Origin of the sequence: Pseudomonas sp. A014 (assembly GCF_052378495.1) — a bacterium.
Lineage (GTDB): Bacteria > Pseudomonadota > Gammaproteobacteria > Pseudomonadales > Pseudomonadaceae > Aquipseudomonas > Aquipseudomonas machongensis.
This window is the reverse complement of the sequence record NZ_CP199001.1, coordinates 4,660,570-4,676,359: the sequence shown is the minus strand read 5'-3', so window position 1 is coordinate 4,676,359 and position 15,790 is coordinate 4,660,570. Positions and strand designations below refer to the sequence as shown.

General features: G+C 64.2%; 11 protein-coding genes. 3 read left to right on the top strand and 8 right to left on the bottom strand.

Translation table 11 applies throughout. The features are described 5' to 3' along the window. Nucleotides 1-284 precede the first annotated feature (284 nt). Entirely contained in the window at nucleotides 285-1,037 is a 753-nt protein-coding gene (locus ACTYOL_RS21750; protein WP_444757044.1) for a COG4705 family protein, read from the top strand. 117 nt (nucleotides 1,038-1,154) lie between these two features. Here the strand turns inward: ACTYOL_RS21750 and ACTYOL_RS21745 are convergent, their stop codons facing one another. The 4 genes from ACTYOL_RS21745 to bglX all read right to left on the bottom strand — a co-directional run bounded on the left by ACTYOL_RS21745 (nucleotide 1,155) and on the right by bglX (nucleotide 8,250). Beyond that, entirely contained in the window at nucleotides 1,155-2,474 is a 1,320-nt protein-coding gene (locus ACTYOL_RS21745) for an MFS transporter (protein WP_197891915.1), read from the bottom strand. A gap of 279 nt (nucleotides 2,475-2,753) precedes the next feature. Beyond that, entirely contained in the window at nucleotides 2,754-4,091 is a 1,338-nt protein-coding gene (locus ACTYOL_RS21740) for a sigma-54-dependent transcriptional regulator (protein WP_444757043.1), read from the bottom strand. Then, the gene (locus tag ACTYOL_RS21735; RefSeq protein WP_197891917.1) at nucleotides 4,085-5,842 is read right to left on the bottom strand and encodes an ATP-binding protein; all 1,758 of its coding nucleotides are present in this window, start codon (nucleotides 5,840-5,842) and stop codon (nucleotides 4,085-4,087) included. The genes ACTYOL_RS21740 and ACTYOL_RS21735 overlap by 7 nt, the downstream gene beginning before the upstream one ends. A gap of 116 nt (nucleotides 5,843-5,958) precedes the next feature. Beyond that, on the bottom strand, nucleotides 5,959-8,250 hold the full coding sequence (bglX, locus tag ACTYOL_RS21730; RefSeq protein WP_414154174.1) for a beta-glucosidase BglX: 2,292 nt from the start codon (nucleotides 8,248-8,250) through the stop codon (nucleotides 5,959-5,961). 201 nt (nucleotides 8,251-8,451) lie between these two features. Here bglX and ACTYOL_RS21725 point away from each other — a divergent pair, with 201 nt between their 5' ends. After that, entirely contained in the window at nucleotides 8,452-9,069 is a 618-nt protein-coding gene (locus ACTYOL_RS21725; protein WP_200603792.1) for a TPM domain-containing protein, read from the top strand. Nucleotides 9,070-9,172: 103 nt separating this feature from the next. Beyond that, a complete protein-coding gene (locus ACTYOL_RS21720) occupies nucleotides 9,173-10,381 on the top strand; it encodes a class I SAM-dependent methyltransferase (RefSeq protein ID WP_197891921.1) in 1,209 nt (402 codons plus the stop codon). 107 nt (nucleotides 10,382-10,488) lie between these two features. Here the strand turns inward: ACTYOL_RS21720 and ACTYOL_RS21715 are convergent, their stop codons facing one another. The 4 genes from ACTYOL_RS21715 to ACTYOL_RS21700 form a co-directional block, all read right to left on the bottom strand. Next, nucleotides 10,489-13,041, bottom strand: a complete 2,553-nt coding sequence (locus ACTYOL_RS21715) for a TonB-dependent hemoglobin/transferrin/lactoferrin family receptor (protein WP_444757042.1) — start codon at nucleotides 13,039-13,041, stop codon at nucleotides 10,489-10,491. A 115-nt stretch (nucleotides 13,042-13,156) separates the two neighbouring features. Further along, nucleotides 13,157-14,110 (bottom strand): FecR family protein, encoded by a 954-nt coding sequence (locus tag ACTYOL_RS21710; RefSeq protein WP_444757041.1) that lies wholly within the window; start codon nucleotides 14,108-14,110, stop codon nucleotides 13,157-13,159. Further along, entirely contained in the window at nucleotides 14,107-14,634 is a 528-nt protein-coding gene (locus ACTYOL_RS21705; RefSeq protein ID WP_063545935.1) for an RNA polymerase sigma factor, read from the bottom strand. The genes ACTYOL_RS21710 and ACTYOL_RS21705 overlap by 4 nt, the downstream gene beginning before the upstream one ends. A gap of 87 nt (nucleotides 14,635-14,721) precedes the next feature. Then, on the bottom strand, nucleotides 14,722-15,741 hold the full coding sequence (locus ACTYOL_RS21700) for a DUF4917 family protein (RefSeq protein ID WP_065862306.1): 1,020 nt from the start codon (nucleotides 15,739-15,741) through the stop codon (nucleotides 14,722-14,724). Nucleotides 15,742-15,790: the final 49 nt, after the last annotated feature.

The window sequence follows — 15,790 nt, the reverse complement described above, 5'->3', positions numbered from 1 at the left end:
TAAAAAGCGCAAAAAATTACGTAAAATAATCAATTTTATCGATGTGTTTGCGCGCGAGGTTTCCAAATAAGTAGCTGTCGGCTCTACCCCGCAGCATGCGGCATATCAAATATCCGAAAGCGTTCTGTCAGCGCTTGTAGGTTGCTCCACCTCAATTAATGGCGAGTTAAGGACTCAACCCTTCGTCGCTCTCGACGCCAAACGGTTTTTTCATTCCTTTCCAACCGATTTTTCAGACGTTCATCTTCAACATCGCCGCATTCCAGAAACCGGAGCGGCACACGATGAATAAACTTCCGCAAATCACCTTGGCCTTCTGGGTCATGAAGATCTGCGCCACCACGCTGGGCGAGACGGCTGGCGACCTGCTGTCGATGACGCTCGACATCGGCTACGCCATAAGTTCGCTGTTGTTGATCAGTGTGTTCTTGCTGACGTTGCTCACCCAACTTTATTCCCGCCGCTATCACCCAGTGCTCTACTGGCTGGTGATACTGTCCACCAGCACCGCTGGCACCACCCTGTCCGATTTCATGGATCGCACGCTCGGGTTGGGTTACGCCGCAGGTTCAGCGCTGCTGATCGGCATCCTGCTGTTGACCTTCGCCCTGTGGCGGCTGAGTGGTAATCCACTGGATGTCACGCGCATCCGCAGTCGTGCTGGCGAGTTGTTCTACTGGGTTGCGATCCTGTTCTCCAACACCCTGGGCACCGCAATGGGCGACTACCTTGCAGATGATTCAGGCCTGGGATTCGCGGGTGGCGCCCTGCTGATCGGCAGTGCCATCGTGTTGGTGGCTATGGCGCGTTACTGGACCCGAATCCCTGGTGTGGTGTTGTTCTGGGTAGCCTTCGTGCTGACTCGGCCATTCGGTGCAACCCTGGGCGATTTCCTCACCAAGCCATACGAAAAAGGCGGTCTGGACTTTGGCACGATCGGCTCGTCCATGGTGTTGGGCGCGATCCTGCTGGCGCTGGTGCTACTGGCCACCTACTACCAGCGTCGTCAGCCGCAGCAAGTGCTGGAAGTATCCTGACCTCAGGAAAAAAGGACTGACGCGAACGGTACAAATGCCCGCAGCAGAGCTTTTTTGCGGCCGCAAAAAAGGGCCGTTCCACCGGAACGACCCTTTTCAGTTACAGCGGACGCAGAATCAATCAGTGGTGATGCGCGAGTGCTGCTTGGTGTCCTTCATGGTCGCGTAGACCAGCAGCGAGCAGGCGATGCAGCCGGTGACGTACCAGTAGAAGCCGGTTTCCATGCCGACGCTCTTGAACCACAGGGCCACGTACTCGGCGGTGCCGCCGAAGATCGACACGGTCAGTGCGTAGGGCAGGCCAACGCCCAGGGCGCGGATCTCGGTGGGGAACAGCTCGGCCTTGACCACGGCATTGATCGAGGTGTAGCCGCTGACGATGATCAGCGCGGCCATGATCAGGAAGAATGCGCCCCACCAGGTCTGGATGGTGTGCAGGGTGCTGAGGATCGGTACGGTGAACAGGGTCCCCAGCACGCCGAAGGCGATCAGGATCGGGCGCCGGCCGATCTTGTCGGACAGCCCGCCGATCACCGGCTGCAGGCACATGAACAGGAACAGCGTGGCCGCCGAGATGGTGGTCGAGTCGCTGATGCTCATGCCGACGGTGTTGACCAGGTACTTCTGCATGTAGGTGGTGTAGGTGTAGAAGGCCAGGGTGCCGCCCATGGTCAGGCCGACGACGGTCATCAGCTCCTTGGGGTGGCGCATCAGGGTGCGCATCAGGCTTTCCTTGGACTTCTCCTTCTTGGTGAAGGACGCGGTCTCTTCCATCCCACGGCGCAGGTACAGCGCAACCACCGCGCACAGCGCGCCGATCACGAAGGGCACGCGCCAGCCCCAGGCATACAGCTCTTCGGTGGTCAGCACGTTCTGCAGGATGATCAGCACCGCCAGGGCGATGAGCTGGCCGGAGATCAGGGTGACGTACTGGAAACTGGAGAAGAAGCCACGGCGTTCCTTGCTGGCCATCTCGCTGAGGTAGGTGGCCGAGGTGCCATATTCACCGCCGACCGACAGACCCTGCATCAGGCGTGCGATCACCAGCAGGATAGGCGCGGCGACGCCGATGGTTTCATAGCCCGGCGTCAGGGCGATGACCAGAGAGCCTGCACACATCAGCAGTACCGAAGCCATCAGCGCAGCCTTGCGGCCCTTGCGGTCGGCGTACAGCCCCATCAGCCAGCCACCGATCGGGCGCATCAGGAAGCCCACGGCGAAGATCGCGGCGGTGTTGAGCAGTTGTGCGGTGGTGTCGCCAGCGGGGAAGAAGGCTTTGGCGAAGTACAGCGAGAATGCGGCGTAGACGTACCAGTCGTACCATTCGACCATGTTGCCGATCGAACCGCTGAAGATCGACTTGAGACGACTGGCGGTGGTTTTTTCCGCGGCGGGCGCAGTGGCCGCCCCGGCGGGCAGGGTGGTGGCGTTATCCATCAGGGATACCTTCTCGTTGTTTTTGTGAGGCGCGCGGGACCGCGGCTTGAGAAGGGTTTTGCAGAAGCTGTGCCAAATGAGGGCGTAACGATCCGAATGAGGTGTCGGCCGCCCCATCCTTGGGCATGCCAGCGCCACGGAAACGCGATGGATCAAGGCCTGCACTGTATCCGTAGGAGCGGGCTTGCCCGCGAACAGCCGCGCTGCTTGCACCGGCCAGACACAGGCCATATGAGCGGTAACCCGCCTATTGGCAGCTTTTGATCGGCAAGATTCCGCTCATTCGCGCTCGATAAAATCCTCGCGCATCAGGCCATGGCGCTGCATCTTCTCGTTCAGCGTACGCCGCGGCAGTTGCAGCGTCTCCATGACCCCTTTGATCTCGCCCTTGTGCTGACGCAGCGCGGCGCGCAGGCATTGCAGCTCGAACGCCTCCATCTGTTCGCTCAGCGACTGACCTCCCGGCGCCACCTCGATGCTCGATGAACCCAGCCCCAGCGCATGGCGCTCGGCGGCATTGGCCAGCTCGCGCACATTGCCCGGCCAGTCATGGGCCAGCAGTTGTGCCAGTTGCGCGCCTGAAAGCGGCGGTGTGCTGCTGCGCCCCAGGCGCTCGGCGGCGGTACGGACGAAATGCTCGAACAGCAGCGGGATGTCCTCGCGCCGCTCGCGCAGTGGCGCCAGACGCAGTTCGGCAACGTTCAGGCGGTACGCCAGGTCTTCGCGAAATCGCCCGGCGCGAGCCTCGTCGAGCAGATCGGGTTTGGTCGCGGCGATGATGCGCAAGTCGACGGTGATGCTCTGGTTGGCACCCAGGCGTTCGAGTTTCTGCTCCTGAATCACCCGCAGCAACTTGGCCTGCTGGGCCAGTGGCATGCTTTCGATCTCGTCGAGAAATACCGTGCCGCCATTGGCATATTCCAGCTTGCCGATGCGTTTGCCCTGGGCGCCGGTGAAGGCGCCGCTCTCATGGCCGAACAGCTCGGCCTCGAACAGGGCTTCGGGGATTGCCGCGCAATTGAGGGCGACGAAGGGCTTGTCGGCACGTGGGCCGAAGTCGTGCAGACAACGCGCCACGCGCTCCTTGCCGCTACCGGTCTCGCCGCGGATCAGCACGTTCACCGGCAGCCCGGCCAACTCCAGTACCTGCCGGCGCAACTGTTGCAGGCCCTGGGACATCCCGAGCAGGGTCGCCTGCAGCCGTTCCTTGAGATCGGCCTGCTGGTGCAGCGCGCGGTTTTCCAGCACCAGTTGGCGCTTGTCCAGAGCGCGGCGCAGGCTGCCCAGCAAGTGCTGCGGGGTGAAGGGCTTTTCCAGGAAGTCGTAGGCGCCGTTGCGCATGGCCTCCACTGCCATCGGCACATCGCCGTGGCCGGTGAGCAGGATCACCGGCAGGTCAGGGTCCTGTGCCTGCAGGCGTTCGAGCAGCTGCAGGCCATCCATGCCCGGCATGCGCACATCGCTGATGACCACGCCGGGGAAGTGTTGTGGCAGTTGCGCGAGACATTCCTCTGCGCGGGCGAACAACTGCACGCTGAAGCCGGACAGGCTCAGCCATTGCTCCACCGCGGTGCGGATGCTGGCTTCGTCGTCGACGACGATCACTGAATTCAACATGCAGGCTCCAGGTCGCGGGGCAGGGTAAGGCTGAAGCGGGCACCGCCAGGCAGGTTTTCGACCTGCAACTGGCCGCCGGCTTCATGAACGATGCCATAGGAAATCGCCAGGCCCAGGCCCAGGCCTTCGCCCACCGGCTTGGTGGTGAAGAAGGGGTCGAAGACGCGGGCCAGGTCGGCGTCCTTGATGCCGCCACCGGAGTCGAGCACGCTCAGGTGCCAGCGTTCGTCCTCGGCTTCGATGCGGATCTCCAGACGTTTGTAGCGCTTGTCGGCCATGGCGTCGAGGGCGTTGTGCAGCAGGTTGATCAGCACCTGTTCGAGGCGGATCGCGTCGCCGCGCACCCACGCAGGACGCGCCAGGTACAGCGCCACCTCGACCTGCTCGCCGCGAATGCGGGTGTCGAGCAGGTGCAGGGCCTGGTCGACCACGGTGGCCAGGTCGAGACGCTCGCGCAGCCCGCCTGGGCTATTGCGTGCGAAGGTCTTGAGGTGGCCGGTGAGGGCGGCCATGCGCGTGAGCATCTGCTCCAGCGGCTCCAGCGCCTGACGCGCCTGTTCATGGCGGCCATGGTCGAGCAGTAGGCGCAGGGTTTCCAGTTGCATGCGCTGGGTGGTCAACGGCTGGTTGATCTCATGGGCCAGCGCCGCCGACATCTGCCCCAGCGCCGCCAACTTGGCCGACTGCACCAGGCCTTCCTGGGCAGTGCGCAACTCGCGTGTGCGCTCCTCGACCAGGCGCGTCAGCTCTTCGCGGCTGCGTTGGCGCAGGCGGGCGATGCGCAGGCGCTGGCTGACGAACAGCACGGCGAACACCAGGCTCAACCACACCGCGGCGCCAGACAGCGCCGCATTGCGGGCATCCTCGCTGACCTGCGGCTTGCGCAGCAGGTGCAGGGTCCAGCCTTCGGTGGTCAGCGGCAAGCTCTCCCACAGATAGTCGGCGCTACCATCCGGCCCCTGCACGCGGCTGAACGTGCTGCGTTCGTCGAAACGGGTCAGCAACTGGTGCTGCAGAGGGACCAGGGGCTGTTTGTCGTACTGGCGGGTTTCGGCCAGCTCAGCGCGGTCTGCGGCGGTCAAGGGCTGCAGCTCGCGATAGCGCCAGCCGTTCTGGTTGGCGATGAAGATGATCCCGCGCGCATCGCTGACCAGCAGGATGTCGCTGCCCTGGCGCCATTCGCGTTCGAGCTCGGGGAACTCGAGCTTGACCACCATGGCACCGAGGAAGCGTCCGTGCTCGTCGTTCACTGCGCTGGACAGGAAATAGCCCGGCACGCCGCTGGTCACGCCGACGGCGTAGAAGCTGCCGGTGCCCTGGCTGCGGGTCTGCTTGAAATAGGGGCGAAAGCCATAGTTGGAGCCGACATACGTGGTCGGCAGGCGCCAGTTGCTGGCTGCCACGGCGAGACCGGTGCGGTCGAGCAGTTCGAGGGTGGAGGAGTTGGCGGCGCCGTTGATGCGTTCGAGCTTGCGGTTCAGCGCATCCTGCAGCGATTCGCCGACCGGCCCGCGCAGGGCATCGATCAGCTCCGGGTCCAGCGCCAGGACGGCGGGCAGGGCGCGGTAGCGTTCGATGAGCGTATGCAGGCCGTTGGCGTAGAGGGTCAACTGCTCGCTGGCCCGGCGTGCGTCGGTCTGCATCGCCTGGCGCTTGGCGTGGTGCATCGCCCAACTGGCGCTGAGGGCAGTGCCGACCAGGATCAGCAGAATGATCAGGGCCAGGCGCAGTGCGCGGAAGGGTGAGGGCATGGTGCGGGTCCGGGCGTTCTGTTTAAAGTGCCGGCCCCTTCGCGGGTAAACCCGCTCCCACAAGAGCACATCCGACCCTGTGGGAGCGGGCGTGCCCGCGCAGTGGCCGCAGCGGTCTACAGCAACTCGAAGCTCTGCTGCTGCACGGCCTGCGAGTCCAGTCCGATCTGGACGTTGAACTGCCCAGGCTCGGCCACATGCTGCAACTGGCCATTGTAGAACTTCAGGTCATCCTCGCTGATGCGGAAGGTCAAGGTTCGGGACTCACCCGCCTTGAGCAGCACCTTCTGGAAGTTCTTCAGCTCTTTCACCGGACGGCTCATCGAAGCGCTGACATCCTGGATGTACAGCTGCACCACGGTTTCGCCATCGACCTTGCCGGTGTTCTTCACCGTCACTTCGGCCTGCAGGTTGTCACCGCGCTTGAGCGCGGTCTTCGACAGCGCAAGATCCGAGAGCTCGAAGGTGCTGTAGCTCAGGCCGTAACCGAACGGATACAGCGGGCCATTGGGCTCCTCGAAGTACTGCGAGGTGTAGTTGCCCGGCTTGCCCGGGGTGAACGGGCGGCCGATGCTGAGGTGGTTGTAGTACATCGGGATCTGCCCGACCGACCGCGGGAAGGTGATGGCCAGCTTGCCGGACGGGTTGTAGTCGCCGAACAGCACATCGGCGATGGCGTTGCCGCCTTCGGTGCCGCTGAACCAGGTTTCGAGGATGGCATCGGCCTGCTCGCGCTCCCAGGCGATCGACAGCGGACGGCCGTTCATCAGCACCAGCACCAGGGGTTTGCCGGTGGCTTTGAGCGCCTTGATCAGCTCGCGCTGTACCGCCGGAATCTCCAGGGTGGTGCGGCTGGACGACTCGTGGGACATGCCGCGCGACTCACCCACCACCGCCACTACCACGTCCGATTGCTTGGCGGCCTTGACCGCTTCATCGATCAGCACGGCGGCCGGGCGCGGATCGTCGATGATTTCTGGCGCCGCGAAGTTGAGGAAGTTCAGGTAGTCGAAGATCGCCTTGTCGCCGGTGATGTTCGAACCCTTGGCATAGATGACCTTGGCCTTGCCTTCGGTGGCGCGACGCAGGCCTTCGCGAACCGTCACCGAATGTTCGGGGCGGCCGTCGGCAGCCCAACTGCCCATCATGTCGATCGGGGCATCGGCCAGTGGGCCGACCAGGGCGATGGTGCCTGCCTTCTTCAGCGGCAGGGCCTGCTTCTTGTTCTCCAGCAGCACCAGGCTGCGCCGTGCCACGTCGCGGGCGGCTTCACGGTGCAGGCGGTCGTCGCCGTAGTAGTCCTTGAGATCGGTCTCGGGCTTGCCGATGCGCACGTAGGGGTTCTTGAACAGACCCATGTCGTACTTGGCGCCCAGCACTTCGCGTACCGCCTGGTCGAGCTCGGCCTGGGTCACTTCACCGGACTTGAGCAGGCCCGGCAGTTCCTGGCCGTAGAGGGTGTCGTTCATGCTCATGTCGATGCCGGCCTTGATCGCCAGCTTCGCCGCCTCGCGGCCGTCGCGGGCGACGCCGTGGCGGATCAGCTCCTGGATGGCGCCGTGGTCGCTGATGGTCACGCCCTTGAAGCCCCACTCCTTGCGCAGCAGATCGTTCATCAGCCAGGTATTGGAGGTGGCCGGTACGCCGTTGATCGAGTTCAGCGCTACCATCACCCCGCCCGCACCGGCGTCGAGGCTGGCGCGGTAGGGTGGCAGGTAGTCGTTGTACATTTTCGGCAGGCTCATATCGACCGTGTTGTAGTCGCGCCCGCCTTCCACTGCGCCATACAGGGCGAAGTGCTTGACGATGGCCATGATGCTGTCGGGCTCGGCCGGGCTCTTGCCCTGGAACGAGCGGACCATCACCTGGCCGATCTTCGAGGTGAGGTAGGTGTCTTCGCCGAAGCCCTCGCTGGTGCGACCCCAGCGTGGGTCGCGGGCGATGTCGACCATCGGCGCGAAGGTCATGTCCAGGGCATCGGCCGAAGCTTCGATGGCCGAGGTGCGGCCGACCTTGGCGATGGCGTCCATGTCCCAAGTCGCTGCCAGGCCCAGGCTTATCGGGAAGATCGTACGCTCACCATGGATGGTGTCGTACGCAAAGAACATCGGAATCTTCAGGCGGCTGCGCATGGCGGCGTCCTGCATCGGCCGGTTCTCTGGCGCTGTGCGCGAGTTGAAGGTACCGCCGATGCGACCGGCGGCGATCTCCTCGCGGATCTTTTCGCGCGGCATTTCCGGGCTGATACTGATCAGGCGCAACTGACCGATCTTCTCGTCGACGGTCATCTGGCTGATCAGATGGTCGATGAAGGCCCGCTTGTCTTCCAGGGGCGGGGCAGAGGTGGCGGCCACGGCCGCCTGACTGGCAAGGCCCATGGCCAGGCCCAGCAAGGACAGTTTCATCATCAATTCCGTTGTCGAGTGGTTCGCTCGCGGCCGATTTTTCGGACGGCTGTTGTTGTCTGGCCCGCTGGCGGTGTAACAGGTCGCTCCCCCATCCTCCCGCGGTCGCCGCGGATTATGCCTTATAAGTGGGGCTCGATGAGATACACTCTCGCGACCGCGTGCCGGGCTAACAACTATAAGAACGATCGAGAGACCGAAGGCATGACCCTTCTCAATGAATACGAACAACGCCAGGTTGCCGAAGCCATCGCTCGTGCCGAACAGCGCACCGACGCGGAGCTGGTGACGGTGCTGGCGCGCCACGCCGATGACTATGCCTACCTGCCGTTGCTGTGGGCCGTGCTGCTGGCGCTGGCGCTCCCCGGATTGGTGCAGGTGCTGCTGGGGTGGCCAGGGCTGCGTGGGCTGCTGGTGGCCCAGGTACTGACCTTCATCGCCTTCAGCCTGTTGCTGCGTAACCCGCGCCTGGCCGGCTGGCTGGTCCCACGGGTGCTGCGCCACCGCCGTGCCGCCGATCTTGCGCGGCGGCAATTTCGTGAGCAAAACCTGCAGCGCACCGAGGGAGCTACCGGGGTGTTGATCTTCGTCAGCGAGGCGGAGCGCTATGTGACCATCCTGGCGGACGAGGGCATCGCCCAGCACCTGGACGAACGAGCACGTGCCGAACTGGTGGCACGTTTTACCGCGCAGGTCTGCGCGGGGCGCACCTTGCAGGGGTTCGTCGAATGCATCGATGCCTGCGGCGAGTTGCTCGGCCAGCACCTGCCGCCGACGCGGCGGCGCAACCAGTTGCCCAACCAGCTGGTGATCCTGGATTGAACAGTGTGTGGCGGTGCGGGCCGACGATCGGGCCTGCACAGCCACTCAAGCCTGCAAACCTGTAGAATGCCGGCCATTGCGCATCTTGAGGCACCCCCTTCCCATGTCTTCCTCCACTCCCGCTGCGGACGCCCGCGCCCAGTTCCTGACCTTGCTGGGCGATGCCCTGCACAGCGAAACCCTGACCAAGCTGGTGCTGGCGCGCCATGTGGGTGCCGACCAGAGCCTGCAACGGATCATTGCAAAGCCTGTGCAGATCAAGGGCCAGCCCTGCCTGTCGCTGGTCTACCGTCACCAGACCCGCGACATCACCCGCAACCTGCCGCTGGATCAGGCCCAGGCCCTTGTCGCCGAGTTGTTGCCGGAGAGCTTTCGCAATGCCCATCTGTTCACCGCCGACGGCGAGGTGCAACTGGGGTTCAGCAAGAAGGGCAAGCCGCTGTTGCAACGCCACGGCACCCAGGTGCCGCGCGAGGCTGCGGCGGGGGGGCACGATCGTGAGAAGAAACGCTATCTGGAACTGTCGCGGCCATTTCTGCGCGATCTGGGCGTGACCGACACTCAAGGTGCGCTGATTCCGTCGATGTCGCGCAAGTGGAAGCAGATCAACAAGTTCATCGAGGTCTTCGCGCATGCCCTGGGCAGTGCGCCGCTGACTGCCGACCAGGTGCTGCGAGTCGCCGACTTCGGTTCGGGCAAGGGCTACCTGACCTTCGCCATGCATGACTACCTGCGCAACACCCTGGCTCGCGAAGCGCAAGTGACCGGCGTCGAGTTGCGCCCCGACATGGTCGAACTGTGCAACGCTGCCGCGGCGCGGCTGGAGCATCCTGGCCTGGAGTTCCAGTGCGGCGATGTGCGTAGCGTGGTGCCCGATGCCATCGAGGTGATGATCGCGCTGCACGCCTGCGATACCGCCACCGACTACGCCATCCATACCGGGATCCGCTGCGGCGCGTCGATCATCATGTGCTCACCGTGCTGCCACAAGCAGATCCGTCCGCAACTGCACAGCCCAGGGCTGTTGCAGCCCATGCTGCAGTACGGGCTGCACCTGGGCCAGCAGGCCGAGATGCTCACCGACAGCCTGCGCGCGTTGTATCTGGAAGCTTGTGGCTACGAGACCAAGGTGTTCGAGTTCATTTCGTTGGAGCACACCAACAAGAACAAGATGATCCTGGCGGTCAAGCGCAGACAGGCGGGGGATAACAGCGCACTGCTGGAGAAGATCGCCCAGCTCAAGGCGTTCTATGGGGTACAGGAGCATTGCCTGGAGAGCCTGTTGCGGGCCGATGGGCTCATTGCCGGCTGAGTACTGCCAGGCCCTGTGGGAGCGGGTTTACCCGCGAACAGCACACCGCCAATGTTCGCGGTGGTTCGGCGCCCCGACAAGCTCGCCTCCACCGCGACTGGCGACAATCAGAAGAACCGCGTCACGCTGATCTTGGCATTGCGCCCTTGCATCAGCGCATTCTCCCCCGACAGCTCTGGTCGGGCCGACTCGTTGAACAGGTTGTCCACCGTCAGGTTGACCTCGGTACCTTTCAGGTAGGCCTGCTGCGGCTTCCAGTTGGCGAACAGGCCGTGGATCTGGTAGCTGCTGTTGGCGAACTGATCGTAGTAACGGTCACCCAGTACGCTGGCCGGCCCCTCGTAGTATTTGTCGCTTGGCAGGCGGTCGGTCTTGCGCACGAACTGCGCGGTCCAGCCGATCCGCGCATCCCAGGCCGGAATCTTCACCCCCAGCGTGGTGATCCATTTCGGCGCGGGAATATCCTTGGCCCACACATCCGGGCCCCAGGGGTTGGTGTAGGCGCCCTGGTGACGGCCGGTGATCCAGGAGAACGACGCCGAGCCGAACAGGTAGGTCGAATCGTAGAAGCTCTCGACCTCGAAGCCCTTGATCACCACATCGCCAATGTTGCGGTAGTTGGAGATCAGCCCGCCGCCACAGGTGTTGGCGATGCTGCCACCGGTGACCAGTTGCTGTGGGCAGCCGATGCCGGTGGCCTTGAAGATCTCGTCCTCGATGTGGTTGCGAAACAGCGTGGTGCGCACCTGGGCGCTGTCGTTGGCCAGCAGGAGGTTGTCGAAGTCGAACACGCTGCCCACGCGCAGGGCGGTGATGCGCTCCGGGTCCAGGTTGCGGCTGGTGGCGGTGCGGCTACCGCTGCCCTGGACTTCGTACTGCTCGTCCAGCACCGGCGCCCGCCAGGTCTTGCTGTAGTCGGCGAACAGGGCGGTGTTGGGCGTGACCTTCCAGAACACCGACAGACGTGGCGACCAGCCGCTGTAGGTCTTGTCGCTGTAGTCGTGGCCCGCGGCCGGGTTGTTGTACAGCGGGGCATCGTTGGGCTTGCCCTCGTTGGTCACCTGGTCGTAGCGCAGCGACGGGGTGATGGTCACATCACCCAGGGTGACGGCGTCCTGCAGGTAGTAGCCCTGGCTCCGCACCTTGCCGCTGGGCATGAAGTACGGCTGGTAGTGGCCGTAGTTGTAGCGCGGCGTGTCGTAGATGCCGCCCGGCATCCACATCTGCGTGTCGCGGTCGTGGCGGCGCACTTGCACGCCCGCCGTCAGTGCGTGCTCCAGCACGCCGGTCTCGAACAGGCTGGTGTTGGTCACGGCGAGCATACGGTCGCGGTACTCGGTGTCCATCTTGCGCCCGCCGGTGGCAGGCTGGAAGAACGCCGTGGCCAGGCGCTCGTCGGTCTGCTTGGTGTCGGAGTCGGAGTACTTCACTTCCAGGTCGACCCAGCGGTTGTCGATCGGCTGGTAGGTGTAGGTGGTCGACCAGGTGGTGTCGGTGGTGGTGCGGTTGGCCAGGAAGCGTTTGAGCGCCGCTTCGTAGCCGTACTTCTTGATGTCGGCGGCGGTGGGCGGCGTGGGGTAGGCGGTGGACGAGAACGGTGCCCAGCGTTCGCTCTGCGACTGTGACCAGGAGAAGCCCAGGCTGTGCTCTTCGTTGAAGTGCACGTTGCCCTTGAACAGTGCGCCGTCCAGGTCCAGGGCGCTGTTGGGCAGGCGCGTCGGGTTGATCGGGTAGCGGCCGTCCGGGTCGGGGATGTTACTGGCCAGCTTCATGTCGCCGCCGTCGCGCTTGGTCAGGTAGGCCAAGCCATCGAAGCGGCCATCCTCGGTGCGACCGAACAGCGCCGAGCTGTACACCTGCTGGTGGTCGTTGCTGGCGTAGCCGTACTTGACCATCGCGCCGCTGTTGCGCCCTTCCTGGAGCAGGTCGCCGGCGTCCTTGGTGGTCATGTTGACGCTGCCGCCGAAACCGCCATTGCCGGTCTTGACCGAGTGCGGGCCTTTTTCCACCTCGATGTGCTTGATCAGCTCCGGCTCGATGAACACCGTGCCTTGCTGGTAGCGTTCGAAGCCGCTCTTGGTGGCGCCGTCGACGGTCATCGGCACGTCTTCGGCGTCGCCCAGGCCCCAGATGTTGATGGTCTGCCCGCCCGGCTTGGCCGAGCCGCCCATGTTCACGCCTGGCAGAGTGGCGAGCACGCTGGGGATATTGCTGGGCTGGTAGCGGTCGATCTGTTCCTGGTTGAGGGTCGAGCGTCCGACGTTCTGCGGTCCGATCTGCTGGCCGTCGCCGACGATGCTCATGGCACCGAGCTGGATGCTGTTGTCGGCCTGCGGTTGCTCTTCGTTGAGCCGCACCACGTAGGTGTTGCCCATGCGCACCATGCTGAAGCGGCTGCCGGCAAGCAGGCGGGCGATCGCATCCTGCGCCTCGAAGGCACCTTGCAGGGCCGGGGCCTGGGCGTTGTGCAGCAGGGCTTCGTCGAACAGCAGCTGGACCTTGGCCTGCTGCGCCAGTTGGCTCAGCGAGCGCGCCAGCGGTTGGGCGGGCAGGTCGAACTGCTGCGGCGCGGCTTCGGCGGCCAGGCTGATGGCCAGGCACAGGGCGAGCAGGGTGGGACGAGTGGGCAAGGTTTTCAACGGACGCAACGCAGGCAACATGGATTCCCCCAAACGGCAAATGGCCGGAAAAAAGCCCGCCGTTTACGCGGCAGGCGGGGAGGAAGACGCGGTGTTGGGAAAAACCCTCACCTGCGAATGATAAAAATTCTCAAATTTATTTCGAGCGATGTTCGATGCGCAGGCGGCCGTCGCCGAGCAGCGTGGTTTTTACCGGGAGCAACGCGGGCAGGGCGGTGAGCAGTGCATCGGGATCGTGCACATCGAGATTGCCCGACACCTTGTAGCGGCCCAGGCTCGGATCGGCGAGCAGCACCGGTTGCTGGCGGTACAGGCTCAGTTCGTCGATCAGGCTCGCCAGCTCACGGTTGCGAAAGCTCACGTGGCCATCGCGCCAGTCGGCCACCGGCTGTTCTCCGAGCTCCTGACGCACCAGCGTGCCGCGTGCCGGGTCGTAGGTAACCCGTTGTCCGGCACCGAGCAGCAGCGCAGGCTGATGTTCGCCCGAGGTCTCGAAGGCGACCTGGCCGTGGGCCACGCTCAAGGCCAGCTCGCGGTCGCCGCGGCGCAGGTCGAAGCCGGTGCCGACCACGCGCACGCGGGCACTGCCGGCATCGACGAACAGCGGGCGCTCCTTGTCGGGTGCCACCTCGATGTACAGCTGGCCGTGTTCGAGGTTGATCAATCGTTGTTCGGCGGTGAAGTCCAGGCGCAGGCGGGTCTGGGCGTTGACGAACAACTGGCTGCCGTCGGGCAGGCGCAGGGTGCGCATGCTGTCGTTGGCCGCCAGGTTCTGATGCATCGGTGCAGCGGTGCTGCCCAGGTTGCTGGCCAGCACCGCGCACAGCAGCGCCGCGGCCACCGCCAGAGCCGGACGCCAGCGCGGTGCCTGGCGTATGGGCAGGGCGACAGGCTGGCTGGCCTGTTTGAGCGCCGCCAGGTCGTCCCACAGCTGTTCGAACTGGCGATAGGCGCGCGCATGCTCCGGGTGCTGGATCCACAGGGCGAAAGCCTTGCGTTCATCACGCGACGGGGTATTGCGGTTGCGCGTGAACCAACTGGCCGCCTGGGCGTCGATCGGACGCTGGTCGATGTCGTCGATAAGGCTCATTGCGGCTGCTCCCTGCCATTGTCACTGTCCAGCCGTTGCTTGCATTGCAGCAGGGCGGCGGCGATGTGCTTCTCGACCATGCTTACGGAAATGTCCATGCGTTCAGCGATCTGTGCCTGGGTCAGGCCTTCGAAGCGGTGCAGCATAAGGGCTTCTCGTCGCCGCGGCGAGAGTTCGCCGAGCACTTCACGCAATTGATCCAGGCGTTGCGCGTGCTGGGCGTGGTCGAGCGGGTCGTTGTCGGCCGCTGTTTCGTCCTGGGCCTGGTCGTCGAGCACGGCATGGCGCACCTTCTGCCGACGCCAGTGATCGCTCAGCAAGTTGCGCGCCACCTGGAACAGAAAGGCGCGGGGTTGCTCGACCTTGGCCCGGTCGCGGTAGCCCAGCCATTGGGTGAAGACATCCTGGGTCATGTCGGCGGCGTCACTGGCATTGTCCATGCGCTTGCGCAGGAAATGCAGGATCTCGGCATAGAAGCCGCGGCAGGTGTCCTGGGTGGCTGGGTCGGGCTTGAGGCGCTGCATGCACGCTTTCCGGGCTGGCCTGGGAAGGAAAGGGTGCGGATCTTATCGAGAATTATTTACATTTACCAGATCGCCGCGGATGAATTGTCAGTGACGTCGCGCTTGCGCCAACGGCACCGGCAGTGCCAGTTCCGCGGCGCCGAGCGGGTGGCTGGTGGCGTCGAAGAAGTGCAGGGAAACGCCAGCAAGATCGGCGAAGCGCTTGGAAAAGTGCTGCTTCTGGTTGATGATCGAGGCTTCGTTCAGAGGCCGGATGGCGATGCTCAAGTGCTTGGGGCGGGCTTGGTGAATGGCTTGCAGCAGGTGTTCGTCGCTGCTGTCCAGGTGGTGGCCGAACAGGCATAGACCGTCGTGTTCGGTGGCCAACTGCGCGAGGCTCCAGGCCAGATAGTCCGAGTTGCGGATCGCCCGCAGCTTCTGCTCGCTGCGGTCTTCATTGACGAACAGCGGCACCTCGCCAGGGATGTTCACGGCGAAGCCGTCGAGCAGTTCGCTGCCGACAGCGCTGCGCTGGCGCGTGCTGCCGTCGGGCAGCTTGAGCAGGTGCATGCCACCGTGCAGGTGCAGGACCCGGGTGCCGGTGCTGGCGGTGCGGCGTACATCGAAGAAACCTTCGTCATCGAACAGCTGCGCGAAACCTTGTGGCGCATGTTCGATGGCCCAGGGCAGGATCAGGTCGTAGTTGCTGGTGTAGACGCTGCGGTACTGGCGCAGTGCGGCGTTGATCGACGCCAGGGTGGCGCTCGACAACAGCGTGTGCGGCGGATGCACCGTGCGGGTGGCGTGGATCAACGCTTCCTTGATCGAGTAGTAGCGGTTCAGCGGCGCGGTGGAGTTGATCGCCAGGGCCGCGTTGGCCCGTACCGTGGTGTTCAGGGTGCTCAGCACCGGTTCGAACAGCTCGGTGCCCAAGGCCTTGAACAGCGCTTGGTCGCTGATCGCCAGGCCGCTCTTGCGTCCCGCGCGCTGCGCCTGTTCGAACAGCGAGAAGTAGCCGAACGGCTTCCACAGCACCCGACTGGCGCCGTTGCCCACCAACAGGGCGGTGCAGGAGTGGCGGGCGTTGAGATCGGGCCAGTTGGCCAGCTGGGAATCGAGAGAGGGCATCGCGCATCCGTGGGGCAAGGGTGAACGCGGGGACTTTAGCATGTCATCC

Bases quoted from the DNA above. Each gene is read 5' to 3' on its own strand.
- ACTYOL_RS21750 (WP_444757044.1), top strand. From the start codon at position 285: ATGAATAAACTTCCGCAAATCACCTTGGCCTTCTGGGTCATGAAGATC.
- ACTYOL_RS21745 (WP_197891915.1), bottom strand. From the start codon at position 2,474: ATGGATAACGCCACCACCCTGCCCGCCGGGGCGGCCACTGCGCCCGCC.
- ACTYOL_RS21740 (WP_444757043.1), bottom strand. From the start codon at position 4,091: ATGTTGAATTCAGTGATCGTCGTCGACGACGAAGCCAGCATCCGCACC.
- ACTYOL_RS21735 (WP_197891917.1), bottom strand. From the start codon at position 5,842: ATGCCCTCACCCTTCCGCGCACTGCGCCTGGCCCTGATCATTCTGCTG.
- bglX (WP_414154174.1), bottom strand. From the start codon at position 8,250: ATGATGAAACTGTCCTTGCTGGGCCTGGCCATGGGCCTTGCCAGTCAG.
- ACTYOL_RS21725 (WP_200603792.1), top strand. From the start codon at position 8,452: ATGACCCTTCTCAATGAATACGAACAACGCCAGGTTGCCGAAGCCATC.
- ACTYOL_RS21720 (WP_197891921.1), top strand. From the start codon at position 9,173: ATGTCTTCCTCCACTCCCGCTGCGGACGCCCGCGCCCAGTTCCTGACC.
- ACTYOL_RS21715 (WP_444757042.1), bottom strand. From the start codon at position 13,041: ATGTTGCCTGCGTTGCGTCCGTTGAAAACCTTGCCCACTCGTCCCACC.
- ACTYOL_RS21710 (WP_444757041.1), bottom strand. From the start codon at position 14,110: ATGAGCCTTATCGACGACATCGACCAGCGTCCGATCGACGCCCAGGCG.
- ACTYOL_RS21705 (WP_063545935.1), bottom strand. From the start codon at position 14,634: ATGCAGCGCCTCAAGCCCGACCCAGCCACCCAGGACACCTGCCGCGGC.
- ACTYOL_RS21700 (WP_065862306.1), bottom strand. From the start codon at position 15,741: ATGCCCTCTCTCGATTCCCAGCTGGCCAACTGGCCCGATCTCAACGCC.